The following is a 17,931-nucleotide window of genomic DNA, read 5'->3' on the forward strand; positions in this document are numbered from 1 at the left end:
ACTTCGGCGGACACACCGTCCGCACCACCGGCATCGAGAAGAACACCCACGACAACCCGTTCGGCGCCGTCCTGTACTTCAAGGGCAAGGTCACCGACACGGTGGTCAAGGCCAGACTGTCCCAGCCGATGCCCGACCTGGCGGACGTCTTCGAGGTGCCGGACAGCGCCGCCTTCAAGGTCGGCGACTGGTGGGCGGTCACCATCGACCCGGAGCCGGGCAAGGGCAAGTACGAGCAGGAGGTGCAGCGCCTGGTCGAGGTCACCCAGCTCGTCGACGCGACGCACATCCGGGTCGGCTACAAGATCGGCTGGGATCTCGCCGCCGGCCGTACCTTCACCTGGACCCGGATCGAGCCGGTGGACCGCGCGCACGTGCGCAACATGGTCTTCCAGGGCATCCAGGACGGCGACCAGTACACCGGCTCGCACCCGATCGCCTACGAGTACACGATCCACTGCGACGTCGAACACGTGGACGCGATCGGCACGTTCTGGCCGGTGGTGATGCGCCGCTGGTGCACCCACTACCGCACCCGCGCGTGCACGCTGAAGAACCCGGCCAGCGTCACGTGGGGCGGCGCCGGCTACCTGACCCAGCAGATCTACTGCCTGTACGGGCACGTCGAGGACTGCCACGTCGCGAACAGCCGGCACCTCAACGACCTGACCGCCTCCGCCTACTGCTACGTGACCAACTGTCACGGCGACGGCGACGACCAGGGCCCGTTCGTGACGCATGGTCAGTTCGAGCACGACCTCGTCTACACCGGCAACTCGGGTCTGATGACCTTCGCCAACTCCGGTGCCGCGTGGGGTTCGGTGGCCAAGCGCATCACGGTGCGCAAGCACGTGTGCTCGTGGTTCGTGGCCCGGGTCAAGATCACCGATCTGACCCTGGAGGACGTGCAGGTGATCGGCAGGCCGGCGCTCGCCGGGTCCGGGATGTTGTGGGTCAACGCCGACGGCGTGCAGATCCGTGGCTGCACCGCGTCCGGACCGCTGGTCGTGTCACAGGCGTCCAACCGTTCGCAGCGCGCCAACGTGATCGCCGACTCGACGTTCACGCTCGGCAAGGACGCCGAGATCACCCAGGCCGGCGTGAGCGGCGAACTGCACCTGCACCGGGTCACCCTCAAGGGCCTGGACAACGCGAGCCTGAAGAACTCCGGTCGGCTCGTGCTCACCGACTGCACGCTCGTGGGCGCGCCGACCGCCGCACCGACCACGGTGACCGGCCCCGCGCTGACCGTCTCCGGCGGCGAACTTCGGGACACCGGGCTGCGGTTCGCGGGCGCCGGCGACCAGAGTGTGACGCTGTCGCGGACCCGGCTCGGCGGCACCAACGCGGCCCGCGCGCTGCTTTCGCGCACCGGCGGCGCCCGCACGGTCTCCTGGCAGCTGGACGGCTGTGTGTCCACCGCGGCCGACCCGGCCACGGCGCACGTCCTGGTCACCGACGGGCCCAACCGCTACCGCGCGGCGGGCGGCACGTTCACCGGCGGTCGGCTCGAACTGACCGGCGCGGCTTTCGGCGGTACCAGCGCGCTGCTGCACAGCGGCTGCGTCGAGGACGGCGTCACCCGTACCGCGCTGCCCGACGAGGGCCCACGGGTCGCGCACACCGCCGGCAACCAGCTGCTCTGACGCACCGTCACCCTCGGCCCGCAGCCCGCTCGGACGCGCGGCCACCGTCGTATCCGCAACACCCTCGCACCACGGGAAGCACCATGACCGCCCCCAGTTTGACCACGAACCCCGGCCGACCGGCCGGCACCGAGCGACCCGTACGGATCGCGCTCGTCGGTGCGGGCAACCGCGGCCTGACCTACACCGATTGGATCCACCGGCACCCCGACCGCGCCGAACTGGTCGCGGTGGCCGACCCGCGCGCCTCCGCCCGGGCCGCGTCCGGCGCGAGCGTGCAGTTCGAGGACTGGCACGCGCTGCTGGACGAACGGATCGCGGACGCGGTGATCGTGGCCACCCAGGACCGCGAGCACGTGGAACCGATCCTGGCGCTGGCCGGGGCCGGCTACGCGATCCTCACCGAGAAGCCGATGGCCGCCACCGAAGCGGACTGCCGGCGGATCATCGAGGGGGTCGCCGAGACCGGCGTCCCGTTCGCGGTGTGCCACGTACTGCGCTACACCCCCTACACCGACCTGGTGAAAGGTGTCCTGGACTCCGGCGTGCTCGGCTCGATCGTCAGTCTGGACCTGCTGGAGCCGGTCGGCTGGTGGCACTACGCACACTCGTACGTGCGCGGTCCGTGGAGCCGCGAGGCGGACTCCTCGCCGATGATCCTGGCCAAGTCCTCGCACGACCTGGACTGGATCGGCTACGTCACCGGCGCCCGGATCGAGACCGTGGCCAGCTTCGGCGGTCTCGCCCACTTCAAGCCGGAGAACGCGCCGGCGGGCTCGGCCCGCAACTGCCTGGACTGCGCGATCGAACCCGACTGCCCGTACTCGGGTCCCAAGCTCTATTTCCCGGCCCTGCGCAAGACCGGCGACGCGTGGCCGATCAACCACGTCACCGACGCCGCGCACGGGCCGCAGGACCGGGCCGAGTTGGTCCGGGCACTGCGCGAAGGCCCGTACGGGCGCTGTGTCTACCACTGCGACAACGACGTGGTGGACCACCAGGTGGTGGCGATGCAGTTGTCCGGCGGGATCACCGCGACCTTCACGATGACCGCGTTCACCGAGCAGACGCACCGTCAGGTGCGGATCTTCGGCAGTCACGGCTGGCTGCGCGGCGACGGCGAGAAGGTCACCGTGCACACCTTCGCCGACGACAAGGTGGTCACCCACGACGCGGGTGCCTCCGGGTCGAACGCGGCGGACGGGCACGGCGGCGGCGACACCGCGCTGATCGACGCGTTCGTCACCGCACTGGCCACCGGCGACCGGGCCCACATCCGTTCCAACGGTGCCGACTCGCTCGGCAGTCACCTCGCCGCGTTCGCCGTCGAACGCTCCCGACACGGCGGCAACACCGAGGTCGTACCCGCGAGTTGAGCATTCCCCGAGTCGGCCCGGCCGCTCGCGCCCTCCCACGATCGCCACTTGCCGGCGCTGGGCGAGCGGCCGGTCCACCGCCTCGGGCCTTGAACTGACACCCCGTCAAACCCCGCTGTCAGGAGACGCAACCCTCATGAGAAGAAGCATCCGTCCGCGTACCGTCCGCGCGATCGCCCTCCCGGTGCTCGCCACCGCCCTGACCGTGAGCCTGGCCGCGTGCGGCGGCTCCTCCGGGCCCGGCTCGGGCGGCAAGACGATCACCACGTGGATGTACCCGGTGATCGCCGACGAGGCGAAGAACAAGGAGTACTGGGCCGGCCTCACCGACGCCTTCGCCAAGGCCAACCCGGGCTACAAGGTCAAGGTCGAGACCTACCCGTGGGCCAACCGCGACACCGCGCTGGCCACCGCGATCGCGGCGAACAAGGGCCCGGACGTGGTCTACCTGGTGCCCGACCAACTGCCCAAGTACCAGCGCAGCCTGGTGCCCGCGGACGAGTACATGCCGGCCGCCGACAAGGCGGACTACCGCAAGGCGGCGCTGGATTCGGTGAGTGTGGACGGCAAGCCGCTGGCGACCCCGCTGCTGACCAGCGCCAACCCGCTGATCTGCGACAAGCGGGTGTTCGCCGCGATCGGCGAGAGCACCTACCCGAGCACCTGGGACGACCTGCTCGCCCTGGCGCCCAGGCTCAAGGAGAAGGGCTTCCAGGCGACCAGCTACAGCGGCGACACACAGCAGACGCTGAACCTGACCTGGTACCCGATGTTGTGGCAGGCGGGCGGCGACGTGTTCGCCGCCGACGGCAAGTCGGTCGCGTTCAACTCCGAGGCCGGCGTCAAGGCGCTGACCTACCTCAAGACCCTGGTGGACAAGGGCTACACCGACAAGGACCAGGTCACCACCACGCCCAAGCTGGAGCAGACGCCGGTGGCCAAGGGCAAGGTCGCCTGCACGTGGCAGAACACCCCGGCCGACGTGGAGAAGTTCTGGGGCAAGGAGAACACCGTGGTGATGCCGCCGCTCAAGGACGTCAAGTCCGCGGGCTACGGCACGGTCGGCTCGTTCGCGATGCTCAAGGGCGCCAACAAGGACGCCGCGGGCAAGTGGATCTCCTTCGTCGCCAAGCCGGAGAACAGCCTCGCGCTGGTCAAGTCCAACGGCTACTTCCCGGCCCGCACCTCGGCTGCCGACCCCTACCCCGGGGACCCGCTCCAGGCAGCCGTGGCCAAGACGCTCGACGTGATGAGCGCCGGCCCGCTCAAGGAGAAGTCGCGCGACGTGATGGGCGTGCTCGCGCCCGAGATCCAGGCCGCGCTGATCGGCAACAAGAGCCCCAAGAACGCGCTCGACGACGCGGCCAAGGCGGCGAACGCGCTGCTCGCGCGCTGACCCGACGGGCGGCCCGGCCCCGTCCGGGCCGCCCACCCGTCCCCACCCTTCCGGTCCCAAGCCTTCCCGTCCCACCATCCGCTCTTCAGCCCAAGGAGGTCCCCGTGGCCGCAGTCGCGGAACAACCCCGCAGGCTCCGCCGACGCGGGCCGCACGCCCGCCGCGAGGCCCGAATCGGGCTGCTGTTCGTCCTGCCCGCCTTCGTGCTGTTCGTGCTGTTCCGATTCGGCCCCAGCATCGCCGGCGTGCTGCTCGGCTTCACCGACTACTCGCTGATGGACTCGCCGAAGTTCACCGGCCTGGACAACTTCACCCGCCTGTGGGACGACCCGGTCTTCTGGTCCTCGCTCAAGGTGACCGTGCTCTACACGGTGATCACCGTGCCCGGTACGATCGTCGCCGCGCTCGGGCTGGCGCTGCTGACCCGGCGCGCGTTCCGCGGTTCGAAGCTGTTCCGCTCGATCTTCTTCCTCCCGGTGGTCACCAGCCTGGTGCTCGCCTCCACCGTGTTCATCTGGATCTTCTCCACCGACGGCCCGTGGTCCACGGTGATGGGTTGGATCGGTGGACACACCGGATCCTGGCTGGCCGACGACGTGTTCGTGGTGCCCGCGCTGGCGATCGTGGGCATCTGGTCGCGCTTCGGCTACGGCATGCTCATCCTGCTGGCCAGTCTGCAGAACGTGCCGCGCGAGTTGGAGGAGGCCGCGCTCACCGACGGCGCCGGCCCCTGGCAGCGTTTTCGCCACATCATCGCGCCGAGCCTGAAGCCCGCGCTGTTCTTCCTCGCCGTGATCGAGACCACCGCCAGTTTCCAGGTCTTCGACGCGGTGTACGTGATGACCGGCGGCGGCCCGGCGAACGCCAGCTACACGCTGGTGTTCCAGCTGTACGACGCCGGCTTCAAGTACTTCGATCTCGGCTACGCCAGCGCGATCGGCCTGGCCCTGTTCGTGTTGACGCTCATCGTGGCGATCATCCAGCGCCTGGTGATCGGGAAGGAGAAGTGACCATGTCCCTCGATACCCACGAGGTCGCCGAGATCACCCCGCCGCCGGTCGTGTCGGCCGCGAGCGAACCCGCGCGCTCGCGCCTGCGGTTGCGCCGGGACCGCTCCGGCGCGGGCCGCGAGCAGGACACCGTGCCGTACGCGCTGCGCGGCACCCGGCGCGGCAAGGTGCTGCGCGGCGTGCTGCTCGGCGTGGTCGCGCTGGCCACGATCTTCCCGTTCTACGCGATGGTCGTGCTGTCCCTGAAGCCGTCCGGCGCGGTCGAGTTCCCGGACAGCCTGCTGCCGTGGAACCTGACCACCAGCGCCTACAGCGACGTCCTCGGTTCGCAGGACGTCCCCCAGTGGCTGATCAACACGCTCATCTACTCGATCGTCGGCGTGCTGGGCACGCTGCTGCTCTCCGCGCTGGCCGGCTACGCGTTCGCCAAGAAGCGCTTCCCCGGCCGCGAGGCGATGTTCTGGTCGTTCCTGTCGATGGTCATGGTCCCGTACCACGTGACGATGATCCCGACGTTCGTCCTGATCGCGAAGATGAACGGCGTCGACACCTACTGGGGTCTGATCCTGCCCTCGCTGGCCAACGCGCAAGCGGTGTTCCTGATGCGGCAGTTCATCCAGGGCCTGCCGGACGAGCTGTTCGAGGCGGCCAAGATCGACGGCGCCTCGGAGTTCCAGATCTTCGTCCGGATCGTGCTGCCGCTGATCAAGCCGATCATGGCCACCCTGGGCACGTTCGTCTTCCTGTGGCACTGGAACGACTTCCTGTGGCCGTTGATCGTCGGCCAGAGCACCGACATGCGCACGCTGACCGTCGGCATCGCCTCCCTGCAACAACAGAACGTGCCGTTGAACGTGGTCCTGGCGGGCTCCGTGGTCGCGTTCGTCCCCATCTTCATGGCCTACCTCGTGGGCCAGCGCTACGTCACCGAAGGCGTGGCGGCAACCGGAATCAAGGGCTGATCACGCGTCATGAATGTTGTAGCTGTAGCGGATGGTGCTCCCGGCCGACTCGCCTTCCCCGAGGGCGAGGCCGCGCTGGAGGAACTCCTCGCGACCCCTTCGGCGGCGCTGATCGCAGACCTGGCCGGCCTGGACGGCGACCTGGTCGTGCTCGGCGCGGGCGGCAAGATGGGCCCGAGCCTGTGCCGGCTGGCCCGGCGCGCGCTGGACGCGCGCGGGCGCACCGACGTCAGCGTGTACGCGGTCTCGCGCTGGTCGGACCGGGCGGCGGCGCGGGCGCTGGAGGCCGACGGCGTGCGTACCGTCGCATTCGACCTGATGACCGGCGACCCGGCCGACCTGCCGGACGCGGGCAACGTGGTGTTCATGGTCGGTGCCAAGTTCGGCTCGGCCGGCGCGCCCGAGCACGCGTGGGCCGTGAACGCCGCGCTGCCGGACCGGATCGCCCGCCGCTACCCGGCCGCGCGGATCGCCGCGTTCTCCACCGGCAACGTGTATCCGCTGGTGGACGCGGGCTCCGGCGGCAGTGTGGAGACCGATGCGGTCGGGCCGGTCGGCGAGTACGCGATGTCCTGCCTGGGCCGCGAACGGGTGTTCACGCACGCCGCGACCACGCGCGGTACCCGGATCGCGCTGATCCGGCTCAACTACGCGGTCGACCTGCGCTACGGCGTGCTCGCCGACATCGCGGCGGCGGTGCACGCGGGCGAACCGGTGGATGTGACGACGGGTCAGGCCAACGTGGTGTGGCAGGGTTACGCCAACGAGGTCGCGCTGCGCTCGCTCGGGCACGCGGGCACACCGTTCACGGTGAACCTCACCGGCCCCGAGACCGCGTCTGTACGGCGCCTCGCGGCGATGTTCGGCACCGAGTTCGGCCGGGAGGCGATCGTGACCGGCGCCGAGTCGGGCAGCGCGTTGTTGTCCGATGCGAGTCTGTGCCACGAGTTGTTCGGCTATCCCGAAGTCCCCCTGCGCACACTCGTGGCCTGGCAGGCGGACTGGATCCGGCGCGGGTATCCGCTGTCCGGCAAGGCCACCAAGTTCCAGGTCCGCGACGGAAAGTTCTGAGGCATCGTGATCAACTCCGCAACGGGTTCCCCGGGTTCGGTCGGTTCGATGGACCCGGTCGACCCGGCCGGTTCGCTCGACCCGGCCGGCTCGACCGGCGCGGCGGTTTCCCCGCTCTCGCCGATCGAGCTGCTGCTCGAGGGCACCGTGATCCCCGCACATCCGCTCGCGCTCGACGCCGAGGGCCGATTCGACGAGCGCCGGCAGCGGGCGCTGACCCGCTACTACCTCGCCTCCGGCGCGGGCGGCCTCGCGGTCGGCGTGCACACCACGCAATTCGAGATCCGAAAGCCCGAGGTCGGGCTGCTGCGGCCGGTGTTGGAACTGGCCGCCGAGACGGTCGCCCGCGAGGCGGGCCGCCCGGTGGTGCGGGTGGCCGGTGCCTGCGGGTACACCGCGCAGGCGGTGGCCGAGGCCGAACTCGCCGCCTCGCTCGGCTACGACGCGGTGCTGCTCAGCCCCGCCGTGCCGGGTGCGGACGAACAGGGCCTGCTGGACCGGGCGCGCGCCGTCGGCGAGGTGTTGCCGGTGATCGGGTTCTACCTCCAGGACGCGGTGGGCGGCCGGTTCCTCACCCCCGAGTTCTGGCGCGCGTTCGCCGACATCCCGAGCGTGGCCGCGATCAAGATCGCCCCCTTCGACCGCTACCGCACCTCGGATGTGCTCGCGGCGGTGGCCGACGCCGACCGAGCCGGCGAGGTCGCGCTGTACACCGGCAACGACGACGCGATCATCACCGACCTGCTGACCCCGTATCGGGCCGGCGCCCGGCCGCGCTGGTTCGCCGGCGGACTGCTCGGCCAGTGGGCGGTGTGGACGTCGACCGCGGTCACGCTGCTCGACCGGGTCCGCCGCGCCCGGGCCGGCGATCACCGCCTGATGGTTGAACTACTCCGTCAGGCACCGGAGTTGACCGATGCGAACTCGGCGGTCTTCGACGTGCGCGGCGGTTTCCGCGGCTGCATCGCGGGCGTGCACGAGGTGCTGCGCCGGCAGGGGCTGCTGGCCGGGACCTGGTGCCTGGACCCGGCGGAGTCGTTGTCGCCGGGACAGGCCGAGGAGATCGAGCGGGTGGCGAAGGCCTATCCGTGGTTGACCGACGACGCGTTCGTGGCGGAGCACCTCGATGCCTGGCTCGCCTAGGTCGCGATCGGCCGCCGGCCGGGACGCTCGCGCCGTGGTCGTACTGGCCGTTCCTCCCGGGCTGCGTGCGGAGTTCTTCGGGATGGCGGATCCGACCGGGCCGGGGGGTGTGGCCGAGCGGCTGCGGGCCGTGGCCGACGTCGTAGCGGTGGACGACCCCGCCGACGTCGATGCGCTGCGGGCGGCCCTGGCCGATGCGGACGTGCTGGTGTCGTCGTGGGGAATGCCGCGGCTGACCGGCGAGTTGCTCGCGGCGGCGCCCCGGGTCGGGCTGCTGGCGCACACCGGTGCGGCGATCACCCCCTACGTGGGCGCGGACGCGTTCGCGCGCGGCGTGCGGGTGACCCAGGCCGGGCAGGGCATGGCCCGTTCGGTGGCCGAGGTCGCCTTGGCCTTCACGCTGGCGCTGTTGCACCGGATCCATCGCTACGACCACGCGTTGCGCGGTGGAGACGACTGGGCGGCCGCCTCGGTCGCGCCCGCCCGGCACGAGGTGCTCGGCGCCCGGATCGGCGTGGTCGGCGCGTCGCGGACCGGGCGGGCGTACATCGAGGTGGTCCGCGCGCTCGGCGCCCGGGTGCAGGTCGCCGATCCCACCCTGAGCGCCGCCGACGCGGCCGAACTCGGGGTCGAACTCGTCGACTTGGACCGGCTCCTGACGAGCAGTCGGATCGTCGCGCTGCACGCGCCCTCGCTGCCGGCGACGCGGCACCTGATCGGCGCCCGCGAACTCGCCCTGCTCGCGGACGGCGCCGGTCTGGTGAACACCGCGCGCTCGTGGCTGGTGGACGAGCGGGCGCTGCTCGCGGAGCTGGCCACCGGACGAATCGACGCCGCGCTGGACGTGTTCGACCGGGAGCCGCTGCCCGTCGACCATGCGTTCCGAGCCTTGCCGAACGTGCTGCTGACGCCGCATCGGGCCGCCGGTACGGTCGAGTGTCGCCGCCGGCAGGGCGACATCGTCCTCGACGAGGTGGAGCGCCACCTGACCGGCCGTGCGCTCGACCACGAGGTCGGCCCCGACGCGCTCACCCGGGTCGGCTGAACGTCCCCTCGCACAGTCCCGTTCCATCATCGACATCCCCCACGTACCTGGAGAGATCACCGTGCGCCTGATGCGCGTAGGCGAAACCGGCAACGAACGCCCCGTACTGTTCGCCGCCGACGGTCGCCACTTCGACCTGAGCCGGCTCACCGCCGACATCGACGCGGCGTTCTTCGCCTCGGACGGCGTCGAGCGGGTCCGCGAGGCCGCGGCGGCGGGCAGCCTGCCGGAGTTCGACGTCGCCGGCCTGCGCGTCGGCGCCCCGGTGGCCGGGCCCGGCGCGATCCTGTGCATCGGGCAGAACTACGCGGCACACGCGGCCGAATCCGGCGCCGAGCCGCCGAGCACGCCGATCCTGTTCTACAAGGCGCCGCACACCGTGGTCGGGCCCTACGACGACGTGCTGATCCCGCGTGGTGCGGTCAAGACCGACTGGGAGGTCGAACTCGCCGTCGTGATCGGCCGTCGGGCCCGCTACCTCGCCTCGCCCGAGGACGCGTTGGCCCATGTCGCGGGCTACACGATCAGCAACGACGTATCCGAGCGGGCGTTCCAGCTCGAACAGTCCGGTGGCCAGTGGTCCAAGGGCAAGAACTGCGAGACGTTCAACCCGCTGGGCCCGTGGCTGGTGACCACGGACGAGGTCACCGACCCGCAGACCCTCGGGCTGCGCTCGTGGGTCGGCGGGGAGAGCCGACAGGACTCGACCACGGCCGACATGATCTTCGGCGTGGCGTACCTGATCCACCACCTGTCGCAGTACCTGGTGCTGGAACCCGGTGACATCGTCAACACCGGTACGCCGCAGGGGGTTGCCCTGTCCGGGCGCTTCCCGTACCTGGTCGAGGGCGACGTGATGGAGCTGGAGATCGATCGGCTGGGGCGGCAGCGGTCGCACCTGGTGCAGGCCTGACGGGTCCGCGGCCGGCACGGGGTGGCCCGTCGATGCCGTGACCGGGAGTGCGCCGGTCACGGCATCCTCAACGGGGCACCCGTGCGGGCCGGCGTGGGACGGTACGGCCGTGCTCCGGGTTGTCGCGCGCGGGTCAGGGGCGTACCGCGACCGCGTCGACCTCGAACAACATCCCGGGCAGGGCCAGGGACGCGACGCCGCTGAGCGTCTGGGTCGGCGGCAGGTCGCCCCAGATCGCGCCGATCGCCTTGCCGAGGATGGCCAGCTTGTCCGAGTCGTGGTCGACGATGTGGGTGCGCAGCTGCACGATGTGACTCGGGTCCAGGCCGACGGCCGCGAGCGCGATGCGCAGGTTGTCGAAGGACTCCTCGACCTGCTCGGCGAAGTCGTCGGTGGTGACGTGGCCGTCGGCGTCCGACGCGTACTGTCCGGCGACGAACACGAGTTCCCCGGACGCCACGGCGACGTGGCTGTAGCCGAAGTGCACCGGGTCGTGCAGGCCGTCGGGGTTGATGATGCGGTGCGACATGGTCGGGGTCCCTCCGAAGCGAACGGTCGTCGAGTACAGGTCGTCGGCGCCCCGGATCATTCCCGACGACGGTGACAATCGCGGACACCGGCACGGCGAACGGGTACACCCCCGGGCGGGATCGCGCTCCATCCGGGTGTGGGGACGTTCGGGCCCGGCCGGGCCGGCCGGGCTTCGTCGGCCTACGAGGGGACGCCCGTCGGTGTACCGGCCTGGCCGGCGAGAGCCCCGGCGAGGGCGGCGGCGGCCTCGTCGGAGAGCGGTCGGTGGTCCAACAGCAAGCGGTACCAGAACAATCCGTACAGCTGATCCACGATCAGGTCGAGGTCGGCGCCCGGCGCGAGTTCGTCCGGACGACGGGCGAGCAGCTCCCGCAGCGCGTCGCGGCGGGACGCGGTGAACGTACGGACCAGGTCTGCGGCATGCGGATCGCGCGCCGCCTCGCGGACCGGTGAGCGCAGCACCGACGCGGTCGATTCGGCCCGCGCGCCGCGGAACGTGGCGGTCACGAACGAGGTCGGGTCGGCGCGCAGGGTCTCGGCTTCGGGAGGTGACACGACGTCACCGGCCAGGCCGGTCAAGGCCTCCAGCAGGACCGCGCCCTTCGAGGGCCACCAGCGGTAGATGGTCCGCTTCCCCACGCCCGCGGCGCGGGCGATCGTGTCGATCGTCACCGGCGCACCGCCGGATCCGGCGAGCAGCGCCAGGACGGCGTCCAGGATCGCGCGCCGGGCGTCCTCGCTGCGGCGCCCGGAGAATACGGCAGGCGCGACGAAGAATTGTCACACTCGTGTCCCGATCCCGCTCTTTCGAATTGTCGAGCCGTCGCGCCGCGCATGTGGGAAATGAATCGTGCTGTCGACAAAACACGGATTGCATTCGCGGGAATACGCATGGGAATCGCGAGTGGAAACGCCAAGGGCCCCGCCGGGTGTCGGCGGGGCCCTTGGCGTCAGTCCGGATCAGGTGGTGACCCGACCCGGTTCAGCGCCGTTGCGGGCGCTCAGACCTGGTGGCGACCACGGCGGCGGTTGAAGTAGATCGCGCCTCCGCCTGCGGCCAGCAGCGCGGCGGCCGCACCGGTGATCATGATCACGGCGGAGTTGTCGCCACCGGTGTTGGCGAGGTCCTTGCCGTTGCCCGCCGGGGCGACCGGCAGCCACGGCACCTCGACCGCGGGGTTGTCCGTACCGGGCTCCACGATCGGCTTGGTCGGCCCCTCGCTACCCGTCGGTTCCGCGCTGCCGGACGGCTTCGTGCCGGTTGCCGGCGCCGACGTGGTGGTGGCCGGGGCGGACGTGGTGGGCGGAGCCGAGGAGGTCGTCGGCGCCGACGTGGTGGGCGGGGCCGAGCTCGTGGCCGGGGCGGACGAGGTCGCCGGGGCCGAGGTGCCCGGCGCCGGCGGGGCCGAGCTGGTCGGCGGTGCCGGCGTGGTGGGCGGCTTGGTGTTCGTCGGCGGCAGCGTCGTCGCCGGCGCGCTGGTCGGCGGCGTGGTCGTCGGCGGGACCGTCGGGGTCTCGACGCAGTCGAGGGTGCCGGTGTAGGTCTGCGAGTAGCCGGCCGGACCGGTCACCGTGACGGTGTAGGCGGTGTCCTCGGCGACCTTGACGAACTGGGTCTTGTTCGAGTTCGGCGGCACGGTCACCTTGGCGCCGTTGAGCTTGAACTCGGCCGGTCCGTCACCGGTGTTCTTCAGCGTGACGGTGACCCCGCCCTGGACGCAGTCCTCCTTGTACGCCGACGAGGGCACCGGGACGGCCTGGTGGCTCCACTTGACCTGGGCCGATGCGCTGACCGAGAACGGCTGCGAGCCCGCCGTGATCAGGGTCTGCGAGTGCTTGCGGTCCTTGGCCAGGAAGACCCGGCCGATGTTGACCCCGGCCTTGGTCGAGGCCGAGATCTTGGCCTCGCCCGGGTTCTGGCTCTTGGGCACCTTCACGTACAGCTCGGTGCCGTTGGCCGCGGTGCCGAGCGGGTTGCCGTCCTTGCCGACCAGCGAGACGCCGGCCGGGACCGTGCCGTCGAGCTTGACCGCGACCGGCTCGGTCGAGGTGGTCTTGACCGTGACCGGACCGACGCCGGGAGTGTCGCCGTCCTTGCCGCTGGTGGTGGTCGGGGCGAGCTCCAGCGAGGCGCCGGGCTCACTGGCCTCACCCTTGTTGGCCTCGCCGGTGAGGTACTTGTACAGCGTCACGACGTCCTTGTCGTTACGCGTCTCGGACGCGTTGACGCCGTTGCTGTAGTGCCAGATCGCGGCCTGGGTGGCCTCGACGGCCTCCTGCGCGTCGAGCTTGCCCTTCTTGTCCGACACCCCGGATGCCTTGGCCAGCGCGTCGAGGTCGTTGATCTTGGGGTACGAGTGGTTCAGCACCCAGTTGATCTTCGCGACCTTGGCGGTGTCCTTGAGCCACGAGTCGGCCCAGGCGCCCTCGCGGTAGTCGACGTCCTCGCGGACGGTCGTCTCCAGGTCGATGCAGTACACCAGGACCTCGGGCGCGCCGGCCTTCTGGGCGCTCAGGATCATCAGCTCGGTCTGCTGCTTCCAGAGGAAGCCCGACAGCGCGACCTCGCCCTCCGTGTGCTTCACATGGCCACGGAACTGGAGGGCGACGCTGTCGGCGTATGCGACGGGCGAGAACCCGATGACCGCGACCGCGGCCAGACCGGTGACGGCACACGCCGATGCCGCGCGGGATATACCCCGCTGGGTCATGAACATGAAAGAAACGACTCCTCGCGAAAAGGCGGCCCCCGCTGCCCGGGTCTGTCACCGGGATCCCCACCCCTGGGCCGCCGAACGCAAGAATCGTGGCATCACGATGGTTAGTCAATTCACGGACGGGGAATCCGCCCGGGAAATCGCGAATTACCCGAAGCCGGCCAATGCCATATCACGGCATTGTGCGTAATTCACCCATTTCCGGGCTGATGCCCCCGATCCGCGCCGCCGCCCCGCACCCGGCGGACGGAGGCTCGCTCGCCGGCCGCCGTCCTCCGCGGGCGGAAGACGGCGGTCGCGGCGGGCCCGGGGCGGCGGCCGGTCGGGGCGACGGACCCGGCCTACGCCGCGTCGTCGGCGAACGTGCCCGCCCGGTCGGCACGTTCCGGGTCGCGGGCGCGCAGGACCGCGTAGCCGGCGATGCCCACCACCAGGGCGCCGACGAACACGTACGGCAGCACGTTGAGCGGGGATTCCGGGACGGGCCACAGGTTGCGGTAGAAGACGTAGACCATCGCCGCCGCGCCGATCAGGCCCAGGGCCCAGGTGATCGCCAGACCCCGGGCGCCGGTCCCGCGCACGAACAGCGGCGCGGCCAGGCAGACCAGCACGTACGACAGCATGTAGCCGAAGACGCCGATCGTGTCGATGTACGTGGTCGCGTCCAGGCCGTTGGTGCCGGCCGATACGACCGCCACCGTCGGGATCGCGACGAACGGGGTGACGGCCCAGATCGCGGCGGACGGGGTCTTGTGGGTCGGATGCGCCCGACCCAGGCGCGCCGGCACCACACCCTCCCTGGCCATGCCGAACAGCAGCCGGGCGGCGACCGTGACGCAGGCCATCACCACGGCCAGGAACGAGGCCGCGAAGCCCGCGTGCAGGAAGAACTTCAGGAAGCCCAGGCCGGAGAGTTCGGCCAACTCGTCCATCGGGTCGGCGCTGGCCACCAGGCCGTCGGGGCCGCCGAAGCCGACCACCTGCGCGTAGGTGGCGAACATGTACAGCAGCCCGGCCAGCAGCGCGCTGCCCATCACCGCCCGCGGGATCGCCTTGTACGGGTCGGTCGCCTCCGCGCCCAGCGAGGCGGCACCCTCGAAGCCGACGAAGCCGAGCACACCCAGCACCACCGCGAACACGATGCCGTCCAGGGTGCTGCCGCTCAGGGTGAGTTGGTCGGTGTCGAACAGGTCGTTGCCGCTCTTGAAGAACACCGCCAGGAGCACGACCACGATCAGCACGATCGAGATCACCTCCAACGTCGCCGCCACCCGCGCGGCGGTGCGCACGCTCGCGATGGTCAACCGGACCGCGATGGCGGCCAGCAGCACGTCGAGCAACACCTGACCGGCCACCCCGGTGAAGGCGCCCACGCCGATCCCGTCCAGTGCCCGGCCGGTGTAGTAGCCGGCGCCCGCGAGCGAGCCGGAGCCGATGCACACCGCGCCGATCAGCAGCGCCCAGCCGGTCACGAACGCGCCGGACGGCCCGAGCGAGAGCCGGGTGAACGCGTACAGCGAGCCGGTGCCCGCCCGGCGGCGGGCGAATACGCAGATGCAGTACGCGATCGCCAGCACCGCGGCCATGGCCAGGAAGAACGAGAACCACGCGCCGTTGCCCGCGGACGCCGCCATGCTCGCGGGCGCGAACGCGATCACCGCGCTGGGCGCGACGTTGGCCACGCTCTGCGCGCCCACCTCGAAGGTGGTCACACTGCGCCGGGCCAGGCCGTCGTCGGGCGCGCCGGCGTGGGCACCGGAGGACGAGGGCGAGGCTGCGGATGTGGGCACGGGTGCTGCCTTTCCGGACTTTCCGGCCGAATTGCCTGGGGTGAGAGTAGTCATCGGTCAGCCCTCGCGCTTGGTGGGGTCGTACGCGGACGGGGTGTGCGTGGCCGAGCCGGAGGCGGATCGCGGCGCGGCGTACGCGGTGTAGGCGTCGTAGGCGGCGGAGTCGGAGCCGGCCACGCCGGTCTCGGCCGGGTCGTGTGGCGCCGGCCGGTAGCCGGTGATCAGCAACTGCCGTAGTGCGCGGCCCTCGTTCAACTCGGCGAGGGCGTCACCGGCCTCCTCCAGCGGACGCCGGGCCGAGATCATCGACTCGACGTCCAGGAAGCCGCCGACCACCAGGTCGACCAGGACCGGGATGTCGCGATGGGGGACCACCGAGCCGTAGTTCGAGCCGAGGATGCGCTGATCGGCCTCGGCCAGCGCGAGCGGGTCGAAGCGGGCCGTGCTGCCGGTCGGCGGGAGGCCGACGATCACCGCGGCGCCGCCCTGACCGAGCGCTGCGATCGCCTGCTCGGTGGTGGCGATCTTGCCGATCGCGTCGAAGACGTAGTCCAGGCCCTCGGGGACCAATGTGCGCAGCGCCGCCACCGGGTCGACCGCGCTCGCGTCGATCGTGTCGGTGGCGCCCAGGGCGCGGGCCAGGTCGAGCTTGTCCGCGACCACGTCCACCGCGACGATCCGGCCCGCGCCGGACAGCCGGGCGCCCTGCACACAGGACAGCCCCACGCCGCCGCAGCCGATCACCGCGACCGTCGCGCCGGCCTCCACGCCCGCGGTGTTGCGGACCGCACCCACGCCGGTGGCGATCGCGCAGCCGACCAGGGCCAGTGCGTCCAGCGGCGCGTCCTTGCGCACCTTGATCGCGCCGGAGACCGGGACCACCACACGGTCGGCGAACGAGGACACGCCGAGGTAGTGGTGCAGTTGCTCGCCGTCGGTCGTGCTCAGCCGGCTGGTGCCGTCGTACAGCACGCCCTTGGGCGCGACCACCTCGGCGACCAGCGAACAGGCGGCGGGCCGGCCGGCGAGGCAGTAGCGGCAGGTGCCGCAGGCCGGCACCCAGGACAGCACCACGTGGTCGCCGACGGCCAGGCCCGAGTCGTCGGTGTCCGGGCCGAGCGCGGTCACCACGCCGGAGCCCTCGTGGCCCAGCACGACCGGCATCGGCACGTCCCATTCGCCGCGCACCACGTGCAGGTCGGAGTGGCACACACCGGCCGCGACCACCGCGACCTCGACCTCGCCGGAGCCGGGCGGGGCCAGTACGAGGTCGGTCATGGCGAGGTCGTTCCCGGGGCGCAGGACCACGCCGCGGACGCGGTCGGCGGGTGCCGGCGAGGGGATGGTGCTCATGGCTGCTCCTGGCTGGACGAGGTCGCGTTTAGTGTCGCTAAACTTTCGTCAAGGTTTTACAGGAGTAAACTCGTGGCGTAAAGACCCCCGAGCGGGGTGAATCCGAATGAATCCGAACCTTTACGGACCGCCCGGCGGTCCCGGAACGGTGCGCTGAAACGACGGGAGGGCGGGTACCGTGTCGCGCGTGCCAGCACATGCCGGAGCAGCCGGCGAAGAACCCAGCGAACCTCCCGGCGTCGCGCCGGAACCCGCGGTCGAGGCCACGAGCGGAACCCGGAGCGGGACCGGGAGCGAGGGCGAAACCGGGGTCGAGACGGAACCCGGAGCCGAGGCCCGAGCCGAACCCGCGCCCGGGGCAGCCGCGGCCAAGGACACCTCCAGCCGGATGTCCCGGGTCGGTCCGCGCCTGCGCGAACTGCGCCTGGCCCAGGGGCTGACCCTGGTCCAGGTGGCCGGCGCCGCCGGGGTGACCAAGGGCTTCCTGAGCCTGGCCGAGCGCGGCAAGGCATCGGTGTCCGTGCCGACCCTGCTGCGCATCTGCGACGCGGTCGGCACCAGCATCGCGGCCCTGTTCGACTACCCCGACCAGGACGTGGTGCGCAGCGGCATCGGCGCGCCGCTGGAGATGGGCGGCATCGGGATCGAGGAGTTCCTGCTGACACCGGCGGACGAGACGCACGTCCAGGTGATGCGCACCGTGCTGAGCCCGGGCGGCGGCTCGGGCGGCGCGTACGCGCTGGAGGCCGAGACGGTGTTCGCGTACATGGTCCGCGGCAGCCTCGAACTGACCGTCGACGGCACCGTGCGCCATCTCGGCGCGGGTGACTCGACCACGTTCTCCGCGCGGCTGGAACACGGATGGACCAATCCGGGCGAGATCGAGGCCGAGGTGTTGTGGTCGATCGCGCCGGCACTGCCGCGCCACGTGACGAAGTTGCGGCCGAACCGGTAATCACCGGTTGTCGATCGATTGCC

At 71.1% G+C, this 17,931-nt stretch carries 15 protein-coding genes; 10 read left to right on the plus strand and 5 right to left on the minus strand.

Annotation, left to right across the window (positions count from 1 at the left end):
* The 9 genes from ACFZBU_RS34445 to ACFZBU_RS34485 form a co-directional block, all read left to right on the plus strand.
* Nucleotides 1-1,646, plus strand: a 1,646-nt coding sequence (locus ACFZBU_RS34445) for a peptidase C14 (RefSeq protein WP_391587648.1), incomplete at its 5' end; no start/stop codon positions are given.
* Between the two features lie 83 nt (nt 1,647-1,729).
* Nucleotides 1,730-3,022, plus strand: coding sequence for a Gfo/Idh/MocA family protein (locus tag ACFZBU_RS34450; protein WP_391587649.1), 1,293 nt, complete (start codon nt 1,730-1,732; stop codon nt 3,020-3,022).
* A gap of 136 nt (nt 3,023-3,158) precedes the next feature.
* Nucleotides 3,159-4,418, plus strand: coding sequence for an ABC transporter substrate-binding protein (locus ACFZBU_RS34455; RefSeq protein ID WP_391587650.1), 1,260 nt, complete (start codon nt 3,159-3,161; stop codon nt 4,416-4,418).
* A 104-nt stretch (nt 4,419-4,522) separates the two neighbouring features.
* Complete coding sequence (locus tag ACFZBU_RS34460) at nt 4,523-5,428, plus strand: carbohydrate ABC transporter permease (RefSeq protein ID WP_391587651.1); 906 nt, start codon at nt 4,523-4,525, stop codon at nt 5,426-5,428.
* Nucleotides 5,429-5,430: 2 nt separating this feature from the next.
* Entirely contained in the window at nt 5,431-6,390 is a 960-nt protein-coding gene (locus tag ACFZBU_RS34465) for a carbohydrate ABC transporter permease (protein ID WP_391587652.1), read from the plus strand.
* 9 nt (nt 6,391-6,399) lie between these two features.
* On the plus strand, nt 6,400-7,461 hold the full coding sequence (locus ACFZBU_RS34470) for an NAD-dependent epimerase/dehydratase family protein (RefSeq protein WP_391587653.1): 1,062 nt from the start codon (nt 6,400-6,402) through the stop codon (nt 7,459-7,461).
* A gap of 48 nt (nt 7,462-7,509) precedes the next feature.
* A complete protein-coding gene (locus ACFZBU_RS34475; RefSeq protein ID WP_391587654.1) occupies nt 7,510-8,604 on the plus strand; it encodes a dihydrodipicolinate synthase family protein in 1,095 nt (364 codons plus the stop codon).
* Nucleotides 8,588-9,649: a hydroxyacid dehydrogenase gene (locus ACFZBU_RS34480; RefSeq protein WP_391587655.1), complete on the plus strand. Its 1,062-nt coding sequence runs from the start codon at nt 8,588-8,590 to the stop codon at nt 9,647-9,649. Before ACFZBU_RS34475 ends, ACFZBU_RS34480 begins: the two co-directional genes overlap by 17 nt.
* A gap of 61 nt (nt 9,650-9,710) precedes the next feature.
* Nucleotides 9,711-10,562 (plus strand): fumarylacetoacetate hydrolase family protein, encoded by an 852-nt coding sequence (locus tag ACFZBU_RS34485; RefSeq protein ID WP_391587656.1) that lies wholly within the window; start codon nt 9,711-9,713, stop codon nt 10,560-10,562.
* Between the two features lie 133 nt (nt 10,563-10,695).
* On the opposite strand, the gene ACFZBU_RS34490 is transcribed toward ACFZBU_RS34485, so the two are convergent.
* The 5 genes from ACFZBU_RS34490 to ACFZBU_RS34510 form a co-directional block, all read right to left on the minus strand.
* The gene (locus ACFZBU_RS34490) at nt 10,696-11,091 is read right to left on the minus strand and encodes a RidA family protein (protein ID WP_391587657.1); all 396 of its coding nucleotides are present in this window, start codon (nt 11,089-11,091) and stop codon (nt 10,696-10,698) included.
* Nucleotides 11,092-11,273: 182 nt separating this feature from the next.
* Nucleotides 11,274-11,813: a TetR/AcrR family transcriptional regulator gene (locus ACFZBU_RS34495; protein ID WP_391587860.1), complete on the minus strand. Its 540-nt coding sequence runs from the start codon at nt 11,811-11,813 to the stop codon at nt 11,274-11,276.
* 281 nt (nt 11,814-12,094) lie between these two features.
* Complete coding sequence (locus ACFZBU_RS34500) at nt 12,095-13,810, minus strand: Cys-Gln thioester bond-forming surface protein (RefSeq protein ID WP_391587658.1); 1,716 nt, start codon at nt 13,808-13,810, stop codon at nt 12,095-12,097.
* 341 nt (nt 13,811-14,151) lie between these two features.
* Nucleotides 14,152-15,600, minus strand: coding sequence for an APC family permease (locus ACFZBU_RS34505; protein WP_391587659.1), 1,449 nt, complete (start codon nt 15,598-15,600; stop codon nt 14,152-14,154).
* A gap of 57 nt (nt 15,601-15,657) precedes the next feature.
* Complete coding sequence (locus tag ACFZBU_RS34510) at nt 15,658-16,953, minus strand: zinc-binding dehydrogenase (RefSeq protein ID WP_391587660.1); 1,296 nt, start codon at nt 16,951-16,953, stop codon at nt 15,658-15,660.
* 187 nt (nt 16,954-17,140) lie between these two features.
* Between ACFZBU_RS34510 and ACFZBU_RS34515 the strand changes: the two genes are divergently transcribed.
* Nucleotides 17,141-17,908: a helix-turn-helix domain-containing protein gene (locus ACFZBU_RS34515; protein WP_391587661.1), complete on the plus strand. Its 768-nt coding sequence runs from the start codon at nt 17,141-17,143 to the stop codon at nt 17,906-17,908.
* Nucleotides 17,909-17,931 lie beyond the last annotated feature (23 nt).

The sequence above is a fragment of the Embleya sp. NPDC008237 genome, assembly GCF_042956465.1.
GTDB lineage: Bacteria > Actinomycetota > Actinomycetes > Streptomycetales > Streptomycetaceae > Embleya.

Coding starts and splice junctions, on each gene's coding strand:
- ACFZBU_RS34450 (WP_391587649.1), top strand. CDS start 1,730: ATGACCGCCCCCAGTTTGACCACGAACCCCGGCCGACCGGCCGGCACC.
- ACFZBU_RS34455 (WP_391587650.1), top strand. CDS start 3,159: ATGAGAAGAAGCATCCGTCCGCGTACCGTCCGCGCGATCGCCCTCCCG.
- ACFZBU_RS34465 (WP_391587652.1), top strand. CDS start 5,431: ATGTCCCTCGATACCCACGAGGTCGCCGAGATCACCCCGCCGCCGGTC.
- ACFZBU_RS34470 (WP_391587653.1), top strand. CDS start 6,400: ATGAATGTTGTAGCTGTAGCGGATGGTGCTCCCGGCCGACTCGCCTTC.
- ACFZBU_RS34475 (WP_391587654.1), top strand. CDS start 7,510: ATGGACCCGGTCGACCCGGCCGGTTCGCTCGACCCGGCCGGCTCGACC.
- ACFZBU_RS34480 (WP_391587655.1), top strand. CDS start 8,588: ATGCCTGGCTCGCCTAGGTCGCGATCGGCCGCCGGCCGGGACGCTCGC.
- ACFZBU_RS34490 (WP_391587657.1), bottom strand. CDS start 11,091: ATGTCGCACCGCATCATCAACCCCGACGGCCTGCACGACCCGGTGCAC.
- ACFZBU_RS34500 (WP_391587658.1), bottom strand. CDS start 13,810: ATGTTCATGACCCAGCGGGGTATATCCCGCGCGGCATCGGCGTGTGCC.
- ACFZBU_RS34510 (WP_391587660.1), bottom strand. CDS start 16,953: ATGAGCACCATCCCCTCGCCGGCACCCGCCGACCGCGTCCGCGGCGTG.